The sequence below is a fragment of the Pantoea sp. GW821-FHT03E06 genome, assembly GCF_059420725.1.
Map to the genome: position 1 here is coordinate 4,066,477 of NZ_JBWKUG010000001.1, position 20,848 is coordinate 4,087,324.

A 20,848-nucleotide genomic window follows, 5' to 3' on the forward strand; every position below is an offset into this window, starting at 1 on the left:
CATGTACAGTCGCGAAGGGGCCAGAGTTACGATTTGTGCGTCATTTTCCAAAAAAAGTGTTCTAATCGCAAAATTAAGACAAAGTTTATGCCAGTAAGCTCGGTACAGACATTTTTAGCAAAGTAAAACCCGGCCGGGCTAACTGGTAAGCGGCTGTTCATCGTGGAATAATTATCGACTATGAAGGGAAAAGCGACCGTTACACACACAAGGACCCGTTACAGCGGCACCACACTTCCGTTGTCATTCCGCTGGTCCGAAATCTCCCTGAGTCTGCTCGTCGCGGGCGCGCTGTTAATGCCCGCAGCCGCGCGCAGCGCAGATGATAATAAAACGCAGCTAAAATCTATTCAGCAGAACATTGCCGAGAAAGAAAAAAGCGTAAAGGCGCAGAAACTGCAGCGCAGTAAGCTGCTGGATCAATTACAGAGTCAGGAAAAAGTCATTGCGCAAGCCAGCCGACAACTGCGTGAAACGCGCAATAGCCTGCGCGCGCTTGAGGGCGAAATTGCGCAGGTTACCGCTTCAATTTCTCGTCTGGAAAAGCAGCAAGCACAGCAAGAAAAACTGCTCGCGCAACAGTTAGATGCCGCCTTCCGTCAGGGTCAGCATAACGGTTTACAACTGCTGCTAGGCGGTGAAGAAGCACAACGCAGTGAACGCATCCTTGCCTATTTCGGCTATCTCAATGCCGCCCGACAGAAAAATATCGACGATCTCAAACAAACGCAGCAGCAATTGGCGGAACAGCGTCAATCCCTGCAGGGTAAACAAGAGCAGCAAAAATCCTTGTTAGCGCAACAACAGACACAGCAAAGCAAATTGGAAGTGGCCAGCGCGGCACGGAAGAAGACGCTTACCGTGCTGGAGAGTTCGCTGGAAAAAGATCAGGCCGATCTGGTTGAGATGCGTGAGAACGAAAGCCGCCTGCAGAGCAAGATTGCCAAAGCAGAACGTGAAGCACGTGAACGTGCCGAACGCGAAGCTCGCGAGGCGGAAAAAGTGCGTCAACGTCAGGCGCAGGCGAAAGCCAAAGGATCCAGCTATCAGCCAACGCAGAGTGAACGCGAGCTGATGGCGCGTACTGGAGGATTGGGCAAGCCGGGTGGCCAAGCGGTTTGGCCGGTACGAGGACGTATTGAACACCGCTTCGGTGAATCGATGCAGGGCGAACTGCGCTGGAAAGGTCTGGTGGTTGATGCGCCTGAAGGCACTGAAGTCAAAGCCATTGCCGATGGACGCGTGCTGATGGCCGACTGGCTGCAAGGCTACGGTCTGGTGGTGGTACTCGAGCACGGCAAAGGCGACATGAGCCTTTATGGCTACAATCAAAGCGCATTGGTGAGCGTTGGTGCTCAGGTGAAGGCAGGACAGCCTATCGCCCTTGTGGGCACCAGCGGCGGCCGCGGCACGCCTTCGCTCTACTTTGAAATCCGACGCCAGGGACAGGCCGTCAATCCACTACCGTGGTTAGGAAGATAAGTTTTGTTTCAACCCTCTAAAGTTTCGGCCGCACTCTGCGGCCTGTTTTTGTCACTTTCCGCCCATGCGGGAAAACTCTCCATCGTCATTGACGACTTCGGTTATCGTCCCGCCGAAGAGAATAAAGTGCTGCAAATGCCCACGGCAATCTCCGTTGCGGTCCTGCCGAATGCGCCACATGCGCGTGAAATGGCGACAAAAGCGCATCAGGGCGGCCGCGAAGTATTGATCCACCTGCCAATGGCTCCGCTCAGTAAACAACCGCTGGAAAAAGACACGCTAACGCCGGAGATGAGCAGCGCGGAGATTGAACGGATCATTCGTGAAGCCACCAGCAAAGTGCCCTACGCGGTGGGCCTGAATAATCACATGGGCAGCAAAATGACCTCCAGCCTGCCCGGCATGCAGAAAGTGATGCAGGCGCTCAATCACTACAATTATTACTTTCTCGATAGCATGACCATTGGCAACAGCCAATCGATCCCGGCGTCTCAGGGCACGCACGTCAAAGTGCTTAAGCGCCGCGTGTTCCTCGATGATAGCCAGAATGAAGCCGCCATCCGTACGCAGTTTACTCGCGCGGTTAAGCTGGCACAGCGTGACGGTTATGCCATCGCCATCGGTCATCCGCATCCCACCACGGTACGCGTGTTGCAACAAATGCTGCCAACTTTACCAGCCGATATCACGTTGGTGCGCCCCAGTCAGTTGCTGAATGAACCGCTGCATCAGGGCACCACGCTACCGCCATCCAAGCCGGATAAACCTGAGAATCCGCGCTTCCGCGCACCGGGTCTGTGTAAGCCGAGCAAGCCCGTTCCGCCGGTGCCGCAGAGCCGAGCCGTTGAATTAGTCACGGAAAGTATTGAGCAAAGCCAATTGGTTAAATCCATTAAACAGCTCTTCTGATAGCGGGATGAATGAACTCAATGAGAAGAAAGATTTTGCTGTTGGATACCGGACGTGAATGGGGCGGCGGCACTAACAGTATGTTAGAACTGCTTAAACGCATTGATCGGCAGAAGTTTGCTGTCACCTGTTGTTTTTATAACAACTATTCTCGTGGCAACAGCGAAACCATTGAGTCCATCTTAAATTCAATCGGCATTCCCGTTATTTTTATCCCGCAACGTCGCCAGCCAATGTGGGCAAAACTGAGTAAAGAGCTGTTACGTACGCTGTTTTTTTTCAACCGTTCGCTGAAAAAAGAGATGATCGCTCGGGTGGACGAAAAATGGCGTGTCTTACCCAATGCCAAAGCAATTTCATCAATTATGCGGGCTGGGCAATACAACGCGCTTTATATGAATAACCAGCCCAGCACCAACGTTGAAGGCTATTGCGCCGTCAACGATTTAGATGTGGCGCTCATCCAGCACTGCCGAATTGAACCGCAACTGAACGCCGCGCTGGTGAAGAGGGTTAATGAACGTGTTGATGCCGTTATCGCGGTCTCGCACGGCGTCAACCAGTCATTACGTCAGAGCGGCGTTGATGCGCAGCGCTGCTTCACCGTTTCAAACGCGATCGATATTCACCAGACATTGCCTGACCGCGCAGAAGTACGTGAGCGCCTGGGCTACGCCCCAGAAACATTCATTTTTGGTTCAATAGGCTCACTTATCACGCGTAAAGCGAACCATCACATTTTTCAGGCGTTAGGCCAGTTCAAACGCGCTCATCCTGAGGCCAAATGGAAAATGGTGGTGGTGGGTAGCGGACCCGAACAGGAAAAACTGGCTCAGCTCGCTGGTACAGAAATGATTGAATCACATATCGTTTTTACCGGTTTTCAAAACAACCCGCTGGATTATCTTGCCGCGTTTGATGTCTTTATTCTTGCCTCGCGCAGTGAAGGCTTACCGCGTGTGGTGCTGGAAGCCATGCTGGTGAAAACGGCGGTAATAGGTTCGAATGTGGTAGGAACGGCGGAGTTAATTAATCACAATGAGACCGGCGTGATTTTTGAATATGGCGATATTGATCAGTTAAGCGGCTATCTGATGACATTATGGCAAGATGCCGCACTGCGCCAGCGCCTCATTGAGGCGGCTGAATTACGCGTGCGTGAGCAATACGCCATTGAGAACTATGTTTCTGGTGTCGAAATGATATTAGAAAAATGTATTGAAAGGAGAACGCATGTTTGAATTTTTAAATAAAAACTATCGACACATCCGCGCTCGCCACAATATTTCATACACGCAGAGCGATACGCAAGGTAATACACCATTAACTTCAGTGATCATTCCTTGCACAGGTTCCGACTATATCGAAGAAGCGTTATTGAGTGCAGAATTTGCCAGTCGCTTTGCATCCGGTATTGAGGAGATAGTGATTGTCAGCGATCAGCCTGAGCAGGCTTTCGGTAAACTGCCGAAAAATACCCGCGTAACGACATTGGATATTCCTTTTCGTGAGGAAAGCTATCGTTATAAACAGATTTATCGCAGTCGATTAATCAAAATTCAAGCCCCTTTACAGGCTAAAGGCGAAGGGATTTTGATGATTGACTCGGACCTCAATCTGCTTAGATCACCCACAATAAATATGCATGAAGGGCATCTTTATTCCAGTTTCCGCAAAGGAAAAATGATCGCTAAGCTGGAGGGAGCCGATGAGCATGCCATCCCTGCATATTACAAACCATCAATAAGACCGTATTTAGAAGATCACGTAAATGGTGCCTATTTAGCCGCCACGCGAAAAACCTGGAAACGCATTTGCCCACTCTGGTTAACGCTCTTTCAAGACACGTGGGAACTCATGAACGACAATCAGCCGCCAACAGATCAGCTGCCACTCTCAGTATTACTGGATATGCTAGATCTTCGTACGATCAATCTGGGAGAGTGGGCAAACTGGCCCGTTTCCAAAAAGATTGGCGGCCACGCGGCGCCCATTCCCTCTGAAGTCATTGGCGCACACGGGGGTTTTCCTTTAAGTGAATGGCAGAAATACCTTCAGGATCCCACTCAGCCGCTCACCTTCAAGGGGCAGGACTACACACGCAAAGTGCGCTACCTGACGGACGCAGAAAAAATACAGCAATGAAACTCTCCGGCCGTCTGGCCGGAGAATCGTTTAATCCCAGCTCAACACCACTTTGCCAGATCGACCCGAACGCATCTCATCAAAGCCCTGCTGGAACTCATCAATGTGATAACGATGGGTGATGATAGGCGTAAGATCGAGGCCAGATTGAATCAACGCTGCCATCTTGTACCAGGTTTCAAACATCTCACGCCCATAGATGCCTTTGATGAACAGTCCTTTGAAGATCACCTGATTCCAGTCAATCGACATTTCACCCGGCGGAATACCCAATAGAGCAATGCGGCCGCCGTGGTTCATCACCTCCAGCAAGGTGCGGAATGCCGGCGGCGCGCCTGACATTTCCAACCCGACATCAAACCCTTCGGTCATGCCGAGTTCAGCCATCACGTCACGCAGATTCTCCTGCGCTACGTTCACCGCACGCGTTACGCCCATCTTGCGCGCCAGATCGAGGCGATATTCATTGATATCGGTAATCACCACATGACGCGCGCCGACGTGCTTACACACCGCTGCCGCCATAATGCCAATCGGACCGGCACCAGAAATCAGCACGTCTTCGCCGACTAAATCAAACGACAGCGCCGTATGTACCGCGTTGCCAAAGGGATCAAAAATGGCCGCCAGTTCATCAGAGATGTTGTCAGGAATTTTGAAAGCGTTGAACGCCGGAATGACCAGGTATTCGGCGAAGCAGCCCTGACGATTAACGCCCACGCCAACGGTGTTGCGACAGAGATGAGTGCGTCCCGCACGGCAGTTACGGCAATGACCACAGGTGATGTGGCCTTCACCAGAAACGCGATCGCCAATGGCAAAGCCTTTTACTTCCTGCCCCATTCCCACCACTTCACCCACGTATTCGTGGCCGGTGATCATCGGAACCGGAATGGTTTTGCGCGACCAGTCGTCCCAGTTATAAATGTGCACGTCGGTACCGCAAATAGCGGTTTTACGTATTTTAATCAGCAGATCGTTATGGCCCGGCTCCGGAATCGGCGCGTCCTTGACCATCCAAATACCTTCTTCGGCTTTTAATTTGGCGAGTGCTTTCATTTACCTGCTCCTGAAATAACGCCCAGCTGCTGACCAATGCGGGTAAAGGCGGCAACAGCGTGTTCCAGCTGAGCCTGGGTATGGCCGGCAGAAATCTGCGTACGAATACGCGCCTGACCTTGCGGCACCACCGGGTAGAAGAAACCGGTGACGTAGATGCCTTCCTGCTGCAGCAGGCTCGCGAATTGCTGTGCCACTTTGGCATCGCCCAGCATCACCGGAATAATGGCGTGATCGGCTCCAGCCAGGGTGAAGCCTGCCGCGGTCATTTGTTCGCGGAAGAAGCGGGCGTTTTCCCACAGGCGCTGACGTAACCCATCGCCTTCACTCAGCAGTTCCAGCACGCGCAACGAGGCGGCAACAATTGCCGGTGCCAGCGAATTGGAGAACAGATACGGGCGCGAGCGCTGGCGCAGCCATTCCACCACCTCTTTTTTCGCCGCCACGTAACCGCCAGACGCGCCACCCAGCGCTTTACCCAGCGTGCCGGTAAGGATGTCAACGCGATCCATCACACCACAATATTCGTGCGTGCCGCGTCCGGCCGAACCGACAAAGCCCACCGCATGCGAATCATCCACCATCACCAGTGCATCAAACTCATCGGCCAGGTCGCAAATCCCCTGCAGATTGGCGATCACGCCATCCATAGAAAAGACGCCGTCGGTGGCGATCAGAATGTGGCGCGCGCCCTTGTCGCGAGCTTCCTGCAAGCGCGCGCGCAGCTCGCTCATATCATTATTGGCGTAACGATAGCGCTGCGCTTTGCACAGGCGTACGCCGTCAATGATCGATGCGTGATTAAGCGCGTCCGAAATAATCGCGTCTTCCGCGCTGAGCAGCGTTTCAAACAGGCCGCCGTTGGCATCAAAGCAGGACGAGAACAAAATCGCGTCTTCCATGCCGAGGAATGCGGCCAGCTTGTGTTCCAGCTGCTGGTGAATATCCTGCGTGCCGCAAATAAAGCGCACCGAGGCCATACCAAAGCCGTGCGAATCCATGCCGTCTTTCGCCGCCTGGATCAATGCCGGATGATTGGCTAAACCCAAATAGTTATTGGCGCAAAAGTTAATGACGGCTGGGCTGTGAGCGACATTGATTTCCGCCTGCTGTGGCGAGGTAATAGTGCGTTCTTGTTTGAACAATCCGTCCTGACGTGTTGTCTCAAGCTGTTGGCGGATTTGCGAATAAAACTGACTGGACATGATTCTGCTCCTTAGATAGCAAAATTTTGGCACATATTACTGATCGAAAAGCAAAGACACGATATTTCAGCCAGCAATATCTCGGTTTTGCAGCATAGTTCACGCTGCGAACAGGATTTGTGCAGCGCTTACGGAGTCATCTGGCTGCCTGCGTCTGGTTGAAATGTTATGATGGTAGGTATTCGTGGCTGAAACCTCCTGTTTCACCCTAACTCTTTAAAGGCAAAGCATATGATTATCGTAACCGGTGGCGCTGGCATGATTGGCAGCAACATTGTTAAAGCGCTGAACGATCGCGGTCTTACCGACATTTTGGTGGTGGATAATCTGAAGGATGGCACCAAATTCGTGAATCTGGCCGATCTGGACATCGCTGATTACATGGATAAAGAGGAGTTCCTCAGCTATATCATGTCCGGCGAAGATCTGGGCCCTATCGAAGCCGTGTTCCATGAAGGTGCGTGCTCCGCGACCACCGAATGGGATGGCAAGTACATGATGGACAACAACTATCAGTACTCGAAAGATCTGCTTCACTTCTGTCTTGAGCGTGAAATCCCGTTCCTGTATGCCTCTTCCGCCGCGACCTACGGTGGCCGCAATGAAAACTTCATTGAAGAGCGCCAATACGAGCAGCCGCTGAACGTCTATGGCTACTCGAAAATGTTGTTCGATCACTATGTGCGCCAGATTCTGCCAGAAGCCGAATCACCGGTGTGCGGTTTCCGCTACTTCAACGTGTATGGTCCGCGCGAAGGCCACAAAGGCAGCATGGCGAGCGTGGCCTTCCACCTCAACACGCAGATCAGCAACGATGAAAATCCGAAGCTGTTTGAAGGCAGCGACGCTTTCCGCCGCGACTTCATCCATGTTGATGACGTGGTCGCCGTGAATCTGTGGTGCTGGGAGAACGGCGTTTCTGGTATCTACAACTGCGGTACCGGCCGCGCTGAATCTTTCCAGGAAGTGGCGGATGCGGTGCTGAACTTCCACCAGAAGGGCCAGATTGAGTACATTCCCTTCCCTGACAAGCTGAAAGGCCGCTATCAGGCATTCACTCAAGCCGATCTGACCAATCTCCGAGCGGCCGGTTACGACAAGCCGTTTAAAACCGTGGCGCAAGGCGTGGGCGAATATATGGCCTGGCTGAATCGTAACGCATAAGGAAACCGGCACCAGCGATGAAAATTCTGGTTATTGGCCCATCATGGGTCGGCGATATGATGATGTCGCAAAGTCTCTATCGCACGCTCAAGGCGGAACATCCTGACGCGGTAATCGATGTAATGGCCCCAGCCTGGTGCCGCCCTTTGCTGTCGCGTATGCCGGAAGTGAATCAGGCACTGGCGATGCCGCTCGGTCATGGCGCTCTGGCGTTAGGTGAGCGTCGACGCCTTGGGAAAACGCTGCAGGCGAGCGGTTACGATCGCGCCTATGTGTTGCCGAACTCCTTTAAATCCGCGCTGGTGCCCTTCTTCGCCGGCATCAAGCGTCGCACCGGCTGGCGCGGCGAGATGCGTTATGGCGTGTTAAATGATGTCCGCGTGCTGGATAAAGCCGCGTTTCCGTTGATGGTTGAGCGCTATGTGGCGCTCGGCTATGACAAGCCCATCGCCTCGGCGCAGCAGCTGCCGCAGCCCTTGTTGTGGCCGCAGCTGCGTGTGGATGACGACGAAAAACGCATGACGGCGGCACAGTTTGCGCTGTCAGCCGATCGTCCAGCAATTGGCTTTTGCCCGGGTGCAGAGTTTGGTCCGGCCAAACGCTGGCCACATTATCACTATGCCGCGCTGGCAGAACAGCTGATCGGCGAAGGCTATCAGGTGGTGCTGTTTGGTTCGGCAAAGGATCGCGAAACCGGCGAAACCATTGTACAAACGCTGTCAGAAACAGCGCGTGCGCACTGCAAGAATCTGGCCGGCGATACGCAACTGGAACAGGCGGTGATTTTGCTGGCCAACTGCACGGCAGTGGTTAGTAATGATTCGGGCTTAATGCATATTGCGGCGGCTCTTAACCGTCCGCTGGTGGCGCTATATGGCCCAAGCAGCCCGGATTTCACCCCGCCGTTGTCCCATCAGGCGCGCATTATTCGCTTGATCACCGGTTATCACAAAGTCCGCAAAGGGGATGCCGATCAAGGCTATCACCAAAGCCTGATTGATATTCAACCGGCGCGAGTTCATCAGGAGCTTAGCGCGCTGTTGCATCCGGTGCAGGAGTAAAGATGCACGTTTTGATAGTAAAAACCTCCTCAATGGGAGACGTGCTGCATACGCTTCCGGCGCTCACCGATGCGATGCAGGCCATTCCAGGCATTCGCTTTGATTGGGTGGTGGAGGAGAACTTCGCCCAGATTCCAGGCTGGCATCCGGCGGTGGATAAAGTGCTGCCCGTCGCGATTCGCCGCTGGCGCAAACACTGGTTTGGCAGCCAGCAGCGCGAAGAGCGCGTGCGCTTCAAACGCGATCTGCAATCGCGCGACTATGATGTGGTGCTGGATGCGCAAGGTCTCATCAAAAGCGCCGCGCTGGTGACGCGCCTGGCAAAAGGGGTGAAGCACGGTCAGGATAGCCGCAGTGCCCGCGAGCCTTTCGCCAGCTGGTGGTATGACAAGCGTCATGAAATCGACAAGCAGCAGCATGCCGTGGAACGTACGCGCGAGCTGTTTGCCAAAAGCCTCGGCTATGAAAAACCGGCTACACAGGGTGATTATGCCATTGCCGGTCATTTCCTGACGTCACTTCCGGCGGAGAGCAGCCCTTATCTGGTGTTTCTGCACGCGACCACGCGTGACAACAAACACTGGCCGGAATCGCACTGGCGCGAGTTAATCGAATTAATGCAACCTACGGGCCTGCGCGTGAAGTTGCCGTGGGGCGCAGAGCACGAGCATCAGCGCGCGCAGCGTCTGGCGGAAGGCTTCTCACATGTTGAAGTGTTAGCCAAATTAACCCTCGAGCAGGTCGCGCAGCAATTAGCGGGCGCGCGCGCGGTGGTATCGGTGGATACCGGCTTAAGCCATCTGACCGCGGCGCTGGATCGGCCCAATATCACCTTATACGGCCCAACCGATCCGGGACTCATTGGTGGATATGGGAAAAATCAGTATGTGCTGCGCCCTGCACAAGGCCACAGCATGGCAGATATCCAGGCAAAGGATGTCGCGGCAATGATGAAAGAAATCGCGGTATAGAGGTATACCGCGTCTTGATTCAGCTCGGCTGGCGATCGCGCTTTAATAACGCATATTCTGTTAGCGTCATGCCCTGGGTACGTGACTGGAGCCAGCTGAAAAGCTGCTCTAAATCATCATAAAGACGTTCAATGTCAGCCTCATTTTTAAACGTGGGGCTGCCATCCGGCATGAATTCTGAAGAGTGCAGCATAAATTCAACGTAGTCATTCCCACGCCTGAGCGTCTGCTCAGCCACCTGCTTCATCTGCGCCACATTGCCACCAACCGGCCGCAGCCAGTTGACTGAATGGCCGCGTTTCTTGCCGCGAATGTCATTCCACACTTTTTTTAACTGATTGGTCAGCGCACCGTAGCGATATTCGATGCTCATCGGCAGCTCTAAAAGCGCGCTGTCGCCCTCTTTGGAAATATCATTCACATCAAGATAATAAGCGTGATCGGGAAAGTGGCGATAATCGGTGCCGCCTTTACCCTGAGGCGCGCCAGAAGAGGTACGCCAGTCAACGCGCGGTGTGACGGAACAATCAACCAAATAACCGTGGTCGAGCAGTGCGCGCGCATAGATTTCATTGAAAGCCCAGCGTCCAGCACGGTGACTGGTCATCTTCTGCTGAAAGGCCGTTTCCAGTAAATCTGTCATGAAAGCGACTTTTTCACGCAGCACATCTTCAGGATATTCAATTAAATAGGGCTGATAGCGCCAATCATCATTCGTTAGCGCATAGTCTGGCGGGCTATACCATGCGTGCAGATGCATGCCGATTTCACCCTGCCCCCGCGCCAGCAGATCGCGGCCAAACTCTACATAAGCGGGATCGCTCGCCATTTCAAAATTGGTTAGCCAGGTTGGTTTAAAACCGTATTTCTCACATAACGACTGAAAACGCGGCAGGAATCGAACATTATGCGTGGTAACCTTGCCGCTGCGATTGCGCCAGAGGTTATCCCCTTCAGTATCGAGAGTGATTAAAAACGCAGGCTTATCCATAACTTATCCGATAAAATGAGCAATTTCTCGTCGTTATGGTACGCAAGCCCGGGAATGAGGGCAAACATTTCATCGGACAGGCGCGGCGATAAGTGTGTAGCAGTATAAGCACGGTTAAACTAGAGTGAATTAAACTACATAAGGTTCAGAATACGCTGGGTGCTCAGCTAAAATGCCCTGCGAATTTATTTAATACCAAACACATCTAATAAATTGATTTATCTTATATTCAGTCCTGTTTTTAGCGGGGATGATAGTTTTTGTATCATTAAAAACAGGCTGGCGATTAGGAGTAACGAATTTGTCAAAGCGCATTCTGATGGTGATTGATGGCCTGCCGGGAGGAGGGGCCGAAAAAGTCGTCCTGACGCTGGCAGAAGGTTTTATAAGTCAGGGACATCGGGTGTCGCTTTTTTCATTGCGTAAGGTGTGTGATTACCCTATTCCATCCGGCGTTGATTATCAGACCATCATTGATAGCAGCTCTCGTCCCTGGCGTAAGTTGACTGAAACTTATCGTCGAGCGCATCTCCTTGACGCCGCCGTGCGTGCAAGCGAAGCAACGCACGGAAAATTTGACCTGGTTCTTTCACATCTACACAAAACCGATCGCATTGTGCGGCGCGCACGCGCGCTGGATACGAATAAAACCTGGTATTGTCTGCATGGCGTCTTCTCAGCCTCGTACCTTAAGCGTAAATCAGGATTCTCGCTGTGGCTTAAACGGCTCAAAATACGCCTGACTTATCAAGGCAAACAATTGATTGGTGTTTCACAATACGTCATTGATGATGTTGTTCAGAATATTGGCGTAAAGCCCAGCAAAACGCGTGTGATAGTCAACCCCTTCGATTTCAATCTTATTAGTCGCCTTGCCGCCGAACCTTGCCCCCTGGCCGGCAGTGATTTCGTCCTGCACGTTGGGCGTTTTCATGAAACAAAACGCCACGATCGCTTGCTGGACGCCTATGCTATGAGTGGTATCAGCGCTCCCTTAGTGTTATTGGGTCAGGGAAGTGAAAAAATCACGGAAAAATTACGTCAGCAAACCGCTGATTTAGGTATTGCTGAGCGCGTGCGCTTCGAAGGCTTTCACGCCAATCCTTACCCGTGGATTCGCCACGCACGTCTGTTAGTGCTTAGTTCAGATAGCGAAGGATTCGGTAATGTGCTGGTAGAAGCCCTGAGCTGCGGCACTTCCATCGTCAGTACGCGTTGCCCTGGTGGCCCGGCGTCGATAATGAGCGGTGACCTTGCGCGTGGGCTTGCTGAATTAAATGCGCAGTCACTGGCGGAAAAAATGCGCGAAATTTATGCAAACCCGCCAGAGTTGCAACATCTGGACTTAAGCATTTATAGTCTCAACGTGGTTTGTCAGCACTATTTGCAACTGGCTGAAGCGGCAAAACCCTCATATTCACATACTCAGCACGTTTCAGGTTAAACAGGTCCCCATGTCGGTGTGGCCGAACATGGGGATAGATCGTTGACGTATACCATTCTCTTCATTCTTTTTTTACCGGTTAAATGGTTGATGAAAATCTTCCATGCCAGGACCGGTAAAAATCTCGTGATTCAAACAGCGAAGATTGGTGATTTTATTAACATCACTCCGCTATTAACCCATTTGGGAAAAAGCGATGCGCTACTAAGCCATAGCGTAGCGGCTCTGGCGACGCGTGACAGCACGCTAGAAAATATCTGGTACATCGAAGATCATCGTTCAGGACTGATTAAGAAATTCAAATTAATATGGTTATTACTTAATCGTTACGACAATATCTATCTGCTGCATCCGACCAATCTCAATCTATTTATTGCCGCTTGCTGTAACGCCAGTAACAAGCAATTTCTTTCCAGCTATCGTCGCCGAAGCTATCAAAAGCTTTTTTATCTCACCGCTTCAGGTGTCGTGCAGCACGAAAAAAATACGCTCACGCTGGAAAATTATTTAAAGCTCGCCGATCGTTCTTTTACTAAAGAGAGCTATCCGAAACATGCGACACAACCGCTTTGGCAACCTCACGCGCTGCCTGCAGAAATTTTCCAGCATGATGGGATCCGAATTGGTATCAGTATCACCGCCGGTAACCAGGCGAAAACGATTCCTCCGCTTATTTGGCAGCGACTGTTTGATCATCTCAGCGATTTGCCCTGTCAGTTCTTTGCCTTTGGCGCACCGAATGAACAATCACGTCTACAAGAGCTGTATAAAGTTGTCGGCGCGCGTGAGAATGTGATCAGTTTGGTAGGTAAAGTGCCGTTAGAAGACGTTCCCGCCGTTATCAACGAGATGGATTTCTATATCGCGTCTGATTCGGGGAACGTTTATATTGCCGATGCGCAGCACGTTCCCATTATTTTGATTTACGGTCCTTGCTGTGTAGAAGAACAGCGCCCTCTTGGCGATGTCTTGCTGATTGGCCCAAATCATATTGCGCCTTCATCATTTGTTTTCGCAGCGCAGTACAAATTTAAGCATCCCACTGAACAGCTGTTTGAACTGGATCAGCGGAAGCTGGATGATATTCATGATTTTATTACCGCGAGGCAGCAACAACGCCTGGCGCGACGGAAGAACACAAAAACAGCATGACAATGCCCCCTGCTCAATCAGCCCCTTTACTCAGCCTTATCATTCCCATGTTCAATGCGGGCAGCGATTTCACTGTCTGTATGCAAGCGCTGCTGGCACAAACGCTTAGCGACATGGAAATCATCATTGTCGATGACGGATCTACCGACGGCTCCGGCGAGCGTGCCGACGCCTATGCACAACAGCACCACCATGTGCGCGTTGTTCATCAAGCCAACGGGGGCGTGTCTCGCGCCCGCAATGCCGGATTGGCCGTCGCGCGTGGTAAGTACGTGTCATTCCCGGATGCTGACGACACCATGGACCCGGCGATGTATCAAACCCTGGTCGAAATGGCAGAGCGCGATAATCTCGACGTCGCGCAGTGCAATGCGGAGTGGTTCTTTAAGGCCAGTCAACAGGTAAAGCCGCTGATTCCCCGCGATCGCCTCACCAGCACCGGCGTGCTTAGCGGCCCTGAATGGCTCAATAAGGCACTGCAAACGCGGCGCTACATGCACGTGGTATGGCTGGGGATTTATCGCCGTGAACTGATCGAGCAGCTGCAGCTCTATTTTGAACCCGGCCTGCATCATCAGGATATCCCCTGGACCACCGAGCTGATGCTTAACGCTAAACGCGTGCGCTACACCGATCAAATCTTCTATCGCTACCACATGCACGATGCGTCAATCAGCAATCGTAAGCGCACCGGCCAGCGCAACGTTGAGTATCAGCGCCATTACCTGAAAATTGCGCGATTGCTGGAAGAGATTAACGTGCGCTATCGCGATAAAGTGAAAATCTATCCGTCATTTCACGCCCAGATTACGCATGAGGCGCTCAGCGTCTGCCACTGCATTCGTCGCGAACCCGAAGAGAGTGCGCGTCTGGCGATGATTGAAGACCTGTTTGCCACACAAACGCATAAACGCATGCTGCGTAACGCACGCGGCCTGCGGCAATGGTATCAACTGCTGTTGTGGCTGAGTCGGATTTATCGCTGGCGTAAGAAATAAGCGCTGCACCTGGCTTTCACGCTTTTGGGGTTTGCCCTACAATCAGCTGACTGAATTCTGAGATCATTTGAGTATGGCAAGCCCGATTCCAGACCCATTTACACCGAAAAATATTCTATTGATCAAGCTGCGCCATCACGGCGATATGCTGCTGACCACACCCGCTATCAATGCGCTTCGCCAGCGCTATCCGCAGGCCAATATCGACGTTCTGCTGTATAAAGAGACCCGTCCGATGCTGGAAGCGCATCCGGCCATTCGCCAGTTACACTTTATCGATCGCAACTGGAAGAAAGAGGGCGGCTGGCAGAAATTCCGTCACGAAATGCGCCTGATTTCAGCGGTACGCGCCTGCCACTATGACCTCGTGATCAACCTCGCCGATCAGTGGCGCAGCGCCATTATTACCGGCCTTTCCGGCGCCAACGTGCGTATCGGTTTTGCTTTTCACAAGCGCGACAATGTTTTATGGCGCCGAATGCACAATCAGTTGGTTAGCACCGCCAATCATAACCAGCTGCATACGGTTGAACAGAATATGGCGGCGCTGACGCCGCTGGGTATCAGCGCCGCGGGCGCGAAAGCCTCAATGCACTTCAGCGCGGCCGATTGGCAAAAGGTGCAGGACATGCTGGCACAGCACGCGGTCAGCGCGCCTTTTATTGTGGTGCAACCCACTTCTCGCTGGCAGTTTAAATGCTGGGAAGATGACAAAGTCGCACAGGTGATCGATGCGCTCACCGCTGAAGGCCGTACCGTGGTGCTTACCGCAGGACCAGACCAGAAAGAGCTGGCGATGATCGCTAATATTCAGTCGCTGTGCCGCAGCCACAATGTGGTGTCGCTGGCGGGTCAACTCTCCTTGCCGCAATTGGCCGCACTCATCAATGCGGCGCAGCTGTTTATCGGCGTGGATTCTGCTCCCATGCACATGGCCGCTGCGCTGGAAACCCCCTGCCTTGCGCTGTTTGGCCCAACTAAGCTGCAACACTGGCGCCCATGGGGCGAGAACAACCGCGTGATTTGGGCCGGCGATTATGGGCCGCTGCCGTCGCCAGACGCAATCGATACCAATACCCAACAGCGCTACCTTTCTGCTATTCCCGTTGAGGATGTGGTCGCTGCCGCCAGGAGTTTTTTGCATGAGTAAGTTACGCCTGGCGATAGTCAGGCAGAAATACCGTCCCGACGGCGGCGCCGAGCGCTTTATCTCACGTGCGCTGGAAGCACTGGATAGCGAACAGCTCGATCTCAACATTATCACCCGCAGCTGGCAGGGCACGCCGAATCCGGCCTGGCATCTGCACATCTGTAATCCGGCGAAATTCGGCCGCATCTCGCGCGAACGGGGTTTTGCCCGCGCCGCCCGGGCATGCTGGGAACGTGAGAAGTTCGATATTGTGCAGAGCCACGAACGCATCGCCGGCTGCGATATCTTCCGCGCGGGAGATGGCGTGCATCGCGTATGGCTGGAACAGCGCGCGCGTATTGTATCGCCGTGGCAACGTTTGAGCGCCAGCCTCAGCCCTTACCATCGCTACGTATTGCAGGCGGAAGCCGAGATGTTCAATGCGCCTGCGTTGAAGGCGGTGATCTGTAATTCCGAGATGGTGAAGCAGGATATTTTGCGGCACTTCACGCTCGATGCCAGCAAGATTCATGTGATTCACAATGCGATTGATAGCCAGCGTTTCCAGCCCGCCAGCGAAACATTGCGCCACGCAGCACGTCAGCAGCTCAACCTGCCGCACGATGCCACAGTGATGATTTATGTCGGTTCGGGCTTTGAGCGCAAAGGACTTAAGGCCGCGATTGAGGCGGTAGCGAAAAGCGATCGCTATCTGGTGGTGGTTGGCCAGGATAAGCACCTGTCGCGTTATCAGCAGTTAGCGAATCAGCTTAACTGCCTGGATCGAATGCGTTTTGTTGGCGTGCAGCAGGATGTACAGCCGTTTTACCATGCCGCTGACGCGCTGCTGCTGCCCACGCTTTATGACCCCTTTCCCAATGTGGTGCTGGAAGCAATGGCCTGCGGCCTGGCGGTGATCACCAGCACCGGCTGCGGTGGCGCTGAATTTATCACTGCAGGCCAGGAAGGCTTTGTTTGTGATGCGTTAGATATCAAAGCGTTAAACGAAGCCGTAATCGCCACGCCAGCACTTTCACACAATTCTGCCATGGGTGAAGCCGCACGACGTAGAATTGAACCTTTTGGTCCGCAGCGACTGGCGCTGGCGCTGACTTCACTTTATCAGCAAGTGCTGCAGAGCCGCTGACGAAGTGGTATGAGCAGGCGGCTAGTTTCTGATAACATGCCGCCTTTCATCTGTTTTTTGACGCGATTCTGTCGTAACGGTAACTATGACGACTCTATACACAGCCTTGCTTTATCTGATTCAGCCACTCATCTGGCTGCGCCTGTGGCTGCGCGGTCGAAAAGCACCGGCCTATCGTAAGCGCTGGGCAGAACGCTACGGCTACTGCGCTGGAAAAGTACTGCCGCACGGTATTGTGCTGCACTCCGTATCCGTCGGCGAAACGCTGGCGGCGGTGCCGCTGGTGCGCGCGCTGCGCCACCGCTATCCCACTTTACCGATCACCGTCACCACCATGACGCCAACCGGCTCCGAGCGCGCGCAATCGGCATTTGGCAAAGATGTGCACCACGTTTATCTGCCATACGATCTGCCTGGCTCCATTAATCGCTTCCTTGATAACGTCAATCCACGGCTGGTGATCATTATGGAAACCGAGCTGTGGCCAAACATCATCCGTATTTTGCATCAGCGCCAAATCCCGCTGGTGATTGCCAATGCGCGCTTGTCTGAGCGTTCAGCCAAAGGCTACAAAAAGCTCGGCGGCTTTATGCGCGATTTGCTGCAACGTATCACGCTGATTGCTGCGCAAAACGCCGAAGATGGCGACCGTTTCCTTAGCCTTGGCCTGAAACGTTCGCATCTTACCGTCACCGGCAGCCTCAAATTTGATATCTCGGTCACGCCGGAATTGGCGGCCAAAGCGGTGACGCTGCGTCGTCAGTGGGCATCGCGTCGCCCGGTATGGATCGCCACCAGCACCCACGAAGGCGAAGAGGCGATTGTGCTCGATGCCCATCGGCGCCTGCTGCAGCAGTTTCCCGATCTACTGCTGATTTTGGTGCCGCGCCATCCAGAGCGTTTCAAAGATGCCTGTGACCTGGCGCAAAAACGTGGCTTCAGTTTTATCTTACGCAGCAGCGGTGAAATTCCATCAAGCTCCACACAGGTCGTGATTGGCGACACCATGGGTGAATTGATGATGCTGTACGGCATTGCTGACCTCGCCTTTGTTGGCGGCAGTTTAGTGGAGCGCGGCGGGCACAATCCGCTCGAACCGGCCGCACACGCGATCCCCGTGCTGATGGGTCCGCACATCTGGAACTTCAAAGATATTTGCGCCAAGTTGCAGCAGGCCGAAGGTTTGATTACCGTTACTGACGTGGTGTCGTTACAAAAAGAGGTCGCTAACCTGCTGCAGGATGACGATTATCGCCGCTATTACGGTCGCCATGCCGTGGAAGTGCTGCATCAGAATCAGGGCGCCTTACAGCGTCTGCTACAGTTACTCGAACCTCACTTACCGCCGCGAGCACACTAACTCATGTCGCAACGCCAACGCCTCTCTGTGGTAATGATCGCCAAAAATGAAGCTGAGCTGCTGCCAGAGGCGCTGACCTCCGTTAGCTGGGCGGATGAGATTGTGGTGCTGGACTCCGGCAGTTCAGACCACACCGCACAAGTCGCGCGGGAGCATGGCGCACAGGTGTACCAGGCTGAAGGCTGGGATGGATTTGGCAAACAGCGCCAGCGCGCGCAGGCACATGCCAACGGCGATATGATTTTGATGATCGATGCTGATGAGCGGGTGACGCCAGAACTGCGTCGTGCCATTGAACAGGTTTTAGCTCAGCCGCCGTCAGACACCGTTTACAGCCTGGGGCGCAGCAACCTGTTTCTCGGTCGCTTTATGCGCCACAGCGGTTGGTATCCCGACCGCGTGATGCGCCTCTACCCGCGCAAGCTAAATTACAACGACAACCTGGTACATGAATCGCTGGAGACGCAGGGCGCGCCGGTGGTGACGTTGCCGGGCGATCTGCAACATCTTACCTGCCGCGATCTCATCGCTTTCCAGCGCAAGCAAATGAACTATGCCGAAGCCTGGGCGCAAGAGCGTTTCCAGCGCGGCAAACGCTGCGGCTTGTTCTCTATCTTTAGCCATACGCTCGGCGCGTTCGTGAAAACGCTGCTGCTGCGCGCCGGTTTCCTTGATGGCAAACAGGGCTGGATTCTGGCGGTGGTGAACGCGCAATACACCTTCAACAAATACTCGGCGCTCTGGGCGCTGCATCACACCTCAACAAAAGGCCGCGTATGAGCACCAAAGCGATTTATCCCGGCACCTTTGATCCTTTCACCTTGGGTCATCTGGATATTGTGACGCGCGCGGCGCAGATGTTTGACCGCATCGTGGTGGCGATTGCCGCCAGCCCGAGCAAGAAACCGCTGTTCAGTCTGGATGAGCGTGTGGATATGGCGCGCCAGGTAACGGCACATTTACCCAATGTGGACGTCGTGGGTTTCAGCGATTTGATGGCGAACTTTGCGCAAGCGCAGAACGCCAACGTGCTGGTGCGCGGGTTGCGTGCGGTTTCCGATTTCGAATATGAGCTGCAGCTGGCGCAGATGAACCGTCATCTGTTGCCCACCCTTGAAAGCGTATTTCTGATGCCGTCCGAGGGCTTCTCGTTCGTCTCTTCTTCGCTGGTAAAAGAAGTGGCACGCCATGCCGGTGACGTGCAGGCATTCCTGCCTGCCGTGGTGCACAAGGCTTTACTGGCGCGACTGGCGCGACTGGCGCAGCCTTAACTCAGTGCTGGCAGCGTGGACACCAGAAGGTGCTGCGCTGGCCATGCTTGCCGCTGACAATCGGCGTACCACAGGCGCGGCAAGGTTCTCCGGTGCGGCCATAAACCTGCAACTCCTGCGCGAAATAGCCGGGTTTACCATCCGTTTGCAGGAAATCGCGCAGCGTAGTGCCACCCTGCTCAATCGAGCGCAGCAATACGGCTTTGATGGTATTCACCAGCAGCTCGGCCTCTTCCTGACTCAAACTCATCGCCGGACGATCGGGTAAGATCCCGGCGGTAAACAGCGATTCGCTGGCGTAGATGTTACCGACGCCAACCACCACTTTGTTATCCATCAGCCACTGTTTGATCAGCGTGCGTTTGCCGCGTGACTTTTCAAACAGATAAGCGCCATCAAATTCGCTGCTTAACGGTTCCGGACCGAGATGCGCCAGCACGCTGCTGCCGGCCAGATCGCTGCTCCACAGCCAGGCGCCAAAACGCCGCGGATCGGTGTAGCGCAGCACTTTGCCGTTGCTCATCACCAAATCGACGTGATCGTGTTTGGCTGCGGGCTGTTCGCCGGGCAGCACGCGCAGGCTACCGGACATGCCGAGGTGAATGATGATCCAGCCATGCGGCAGCTCCAGCAGCAGGTATTTGGCGCGACGCTGCACGCTTAATACCGGCTGGTCGCTCAGCGCATGGATTTCATGCGAGACCGGCCAGCGCAAACGGGAATTGCGCACCACCGCATGCAGAATGGTGGCACCCACCATATGGGGTTCAATACCGCGTCGACTGGTTTCTACCTCAGGTAATTCAGGCATCTCATCTCCTCAACGAATCGCAGAAACAAAAAACCCGGCCGAAGCCGGGTTTTTCTAAGAACACTAAAATTACTTAATTTTAGCTTCTTTGTAGATCACGTGCTGACGTACAACCGGATCGAACTTTTTCAGTTCTAATTTCTCTGGTTTAGTACGTTTGTTCTTCGTGGTGGTATAGAAGTGACCTGTACCAGCAGAGGAAACCAGCTTGATCTTCTCACGAATACCTTTAGCCATGATTCAGTTCCTTAGTACTTCTCACCACGGGCGCGGATTTCGGTCAGAACCGTATCGATGCCCTTTTTATCAATAACACGCATACCTTTAGCAGATACACGCAGAGTAACGAAGCGCTTTTCGCTCTCAACCCAGAAACGGTGAGAGTGCAGGTTCGGCAGGAAACGGCGTTTCGTCGCGTTCATTGCGTGGGAACGGTTGTTACCCGTTACCGGACGCTTTCCAGTTACCTGGCAGACTCGTGACATTTCTATTCTCCAAAAATCAAATCAGCTCGAGCTTTAAAAACTAGGTTTTGGCCGCCTCGTCAGG

The 20,848-nt window shown here is 53.4% G+C and carries 21 protein-coding genes; 15 read left to right on the forward strand and 6 right to left on the reverse strand.

What is annotated here, in order from left to right; all coding sequences use genetic code 11:
* The first annotated feature begins 180 nt into the window (after positions 1 to 180).
* The 4 genes from envC to AC07WB_RS19015 are packed head-to-tail and all read left to right on the forward strand — an operon-like array spanning position 181 to position 4,536.
* Positions 181 to 1,482, forward strand: a complete 1,302-nt coding sequence (gene envC / locus AC07WB_RS19000) for a murein hydrolase activator EnvC (protein WP_345827746.1) — start codon at positions 181 to 183, stop codon at positions 1,480 to 1,482.
* 3 nt (positions 1,483 to 1,485) lie between these two features.
* On the forward strand, positions 1,486 to 2,391 hold the full coding sequence (locus AC07WB_RS19005; RefSeq protein WP_494941006.1) for a divergent polysaccharide deacetylase family protein: 906 nt from the start codon (positions 1,486 to 1,488) through the stop codon (positions 2,389 to 2,391).
* 11 nt (positions 2,392 to 2,402) lie between these two features.
* On the forward strand, positions 2,403 to 3,632 hold the full coding sequence (locus AC07WB_RS19010; RefSeq protein WP_494941007.1) for a glycosyltransferase: 1,230 nt from the start codon (positions 2,403 to 2,405) through the stop codon (positions 3,630 to 3,632).
* Positions 3,625 to 4,536 carry a hypothetical protein gene (locus AC07WB_RS19015; RefSeq protein ID WP_097095597.1) on the forward strand — a complete coding sequence of 304 codons (912 nt, stop codon included), beginning with the start codon at positions 3,625 to 3,627 and terminating at the stop codon, positions 4,534 to 4,536. The genes AC07WB_RS19010 and AC07WB_RS19015 overlap by 8 nt, the downstream gene beginning before the upstream one ends.
* Before the next feature lie 30 nt (positions 4,537 to 4,566).
* Here AC07WB_RS19015 and tdh read toward each other — a convergent pair whose 3' ends face one another.
* Both tdh and AC07WB_RS19025 read right to left on the reverse strand, forming a co-directional pair.
* The gene (gene tdh / locus AC07WB_RS19020) at positions 4,567 to 5,595 is read right to left on the reverse strand and encodes an L-threonine 3-dehydrogenase (RefSeq protein WP_097095596.1); all 1,029 of its coding nucleotides are present in this window, start codon (positions 5,593 to 5,595) and stop codon (positions 4,567 to 4,569) included.
* Positions 5,592 to 6,800, reverse strand: coding sequence for a glycine C-acetyltransferase (locus AC07WB_RS19025; protein ID WP_400459200.1), 1,209 nt, complete (start codon positions 6,798 to 6,800; stop codon positions 5,592 to 5,594). Before AC07WB_RS19025 ends, tdh begins: the two co-directional genes overlap by 4 nt.
* 231 nt (positions 6,801 to 7,031) lie before the next feature.
* Here AC07WB_RS19025 and rfaD point away from each other — a divergent pair, with 231 nt between their 5' ends.
* Genes rfaD through rfaC form a run of 3 tightly spaced genes read left to right on the forward strand, consistent with a single transcriptional unit; the run spans position 7,032 to position 9,996 of the window.
* Positions 7,032 to 7,964, forward strand: coding sequence for an ADP-glyceromanno-heptose 6-epimerase (gene rfaD, locus AC07WB_RS19030; protein WP_097095594.1), 933 nt, complete (start codon positions 7,032 to 7,034; stop codon positions 7,962 to 7,964).
* Positions 7,965 to 7,981: 17 nt separating this feature from the next.
* The gene (gene rfaF, locus AC07WB_RS19035) at positions 7,982 to 9,025 is read left to right on the forward strand and encodes an ADP-heptose--LPS heptosyltransferase RfaF (protein ID WP_494941008.1); all 1,044 of its coding nucleotides are present in this window, start codon (positions 7,982 to 7,984) and stop codon (positions 9,023 to 9,025) included.
* 2 nt (positions 9,026 to 9,027) lie between these two features.
* On the forward strand, positions 9,028 to 9,996 hold the full coding sequence (gene rfaC, locus AC07WB_RS19040) for a lipopolysaccharide heptosyltransferase RfaC (protein ID WP_097095592.1): 969 nt from the start codon (positions 9,028 to 9,030) through the stop codon (positions 9,994 to 9,996).
* Between the two features lie 19 nt (positions 9,997 to 10,015).
* On the opposite strand, the gene AC07WB_RS19045 is transcribed toward rfaC, so the two are convergent.
* Positions 10,016 to 10,987, reverse strand: a complete 972-nt coding sequence (locus tag AC07WB_RS19045; protein WP_400459206.1) for a polysaccharide deacetylase family protein — start codon at positions 10,985 to 10,987, stop codon at positions 10,016 to 10,018.
* Positions 10,988 to 11,306: 319 nt separating this feature from the next.
* On the opposite strand from AC07WB_RS19045, the gene AC07WB_RS19050 reads away from it, so the two are divergent.
* The 8 genes from AC07WB_RS19050 to coaD all read left to right on the forward strand — a co-directional run bounded on the left by AC07WB_RS19050 (position 11,307) and on the right by coaD (position 19,488).
* Positions 11,307 to 12,431, forward strand: coding sequence for a glycosyltransferase (locus AC07WB_RS19050; RefSeq protein ID WP_494941009.1), 1,125 nt, complete (start codon positions 11,307 to 11,309; stop codon positions 12,429 to 12,431).
* 42 nt (positions 12,432 to 12,473) lie between these two features.
* On the forward strand, positions 12,474 to 13,583 hold the full coding sequence (locus tag AC07WB_RS19055; protein ID WP_494941010.1) for a glycosyltransferase family 9 protein: 1,110 nt from the start codon (positions 12,474 to 12,476) through the stop codon (positions 13,581 to 13,583).
* Positions 13,580 to 14,581 carry a glycosyltransferase gene (locus AC07WB_RS19060; protein ID WP_494941011.1) on the forward strand — a complete coding sequence of 334 codons (1,002 nt, stop codon included), beginning with the start codon at positions 13,580 to 13,582 and terminating at the stop codon, positions 14,579 to 14,581. Before AC07WB_RS19055 ends, AC07WB_RS19060 begins: the two co-directional genes overlap by 4 nt.
* Positions 14,582 to 14,654: 73 nt before the next feature.
* Positions 14,655 to 15,731, forward strand: a complete 1,077-nt coding sequence (gene rfaQ, locus AC07WB_RS19065; protein ID WP_097095588.1) for a putative lipopolysaccharide heptosyltransferase III — start codon at positions 14,655 to 14,657, stop codon at positions 15,729 to 15,731.
* Positions 15,724 to 16,857: a glycosyltransferase family 4 protein gene (locus tag AC07WB_RS19070; protein WP_494941012.1), complete on the forward strand. Its 1,134-nt coding sequence runs from the start codon at positions 15,724 to 15,726 to the stop codon at positions 16,855 to 16,857. Before rfaQ ends, AC07WB_RS19070 begins: the two co-directional genes overlap by 8 nt.
* Positions 16,858 to 16,942: 85 nt before the next feature.
* Positions 16,943 to 18,217 (forward strand): lipid IV(A) 3-deoxy-D-manno-octulosonic acid transferase, encoded by a 1,275-nt coding sequence (gene waaA, locus AC07WB_RS19075; RefSeq protein WP_097095586.1) that lies wholly within the window; start codon positions 16,943 to 16,945, stop codon positions 18,215 to 18,217.
* A 3-nt stretch (positions 18,218 to 18,220) separates the two neighbouring features.
* On the forward strand, positions 18,221 to 18,997 hold the full coding sequence (locus AC07WB_RS19080) for a glycosyltransferase family 2 protein (protein WP_400459219.1): 777 nt from the start codon (positions 18,221 to 18,223) through the stop codon (positions 18,995 to 18,997).
* Positions 18,994 to 19,488: a pantetheine-phosphate adenylyltransferase gene (coaD, locus tag AC07WB_RS19085; protein WP_494941013.1), complete on the forward strand. Its 495-nt coding sequence runs from the start codon at positions 18,994 to 18,996 to the stop codon at positions 19,486 to 19,488. The genes AC07WB_RS19080 and coaD overlap by 4 nt, the downstream gene beginning before the upstream one ends.
* A 1-nt stretch (position 19,489) precedes the next feature.
* On the opposite strand, the gene mutM is transcribed toward coaD, so the two are convergent.
* From mutM to rpmB, 3 genes are all read right to left on the reverse strand, one after another.
* On the reverse strand, positions 19,490 to 20,299 hold the full coding sequence (gene mutM / locus AC07WB_RS19090) for a bifunctional DNA-formamidopyrimidine glycosylase/DNA-(apurinic or apyrimidinic site) lyase (RefSeq protein WP_097095583.1): 810 nt from the start codon (positions 20,297 to 20,299) through the stop codon (positions 19,490 to 19,492).
* A 69-nt stretch (positions 20,300 to 20,368) separates the two neighbouring features.
* A complete protein-coding gene (gene rpmG, locus AC07WB_RS19095) occupies positions 20,369 to 20,536 on the reverse strand; it encodes a 50S ribosomal protein L33 (protein WP_001051798.1) in 168 nt (55 codons plus the stop codon).
* A gap of 11 nt (positions 20,537 to 20,547) precedes the next feature.
* Positions 20,548 to 20,784, reverse strand: coding sequence for a 50S ribosomal protein L28 (rpmB, locus tag AC07WB_RS19100; protein WP_007885297.1), 237 nt, complete (start codon positions 20,782 to 20,784; stop codon positions 20,548 to 20,550).
* Between the last annotated feature and the right edge of the window lie 64 nt (positions 20,785 to 20,848).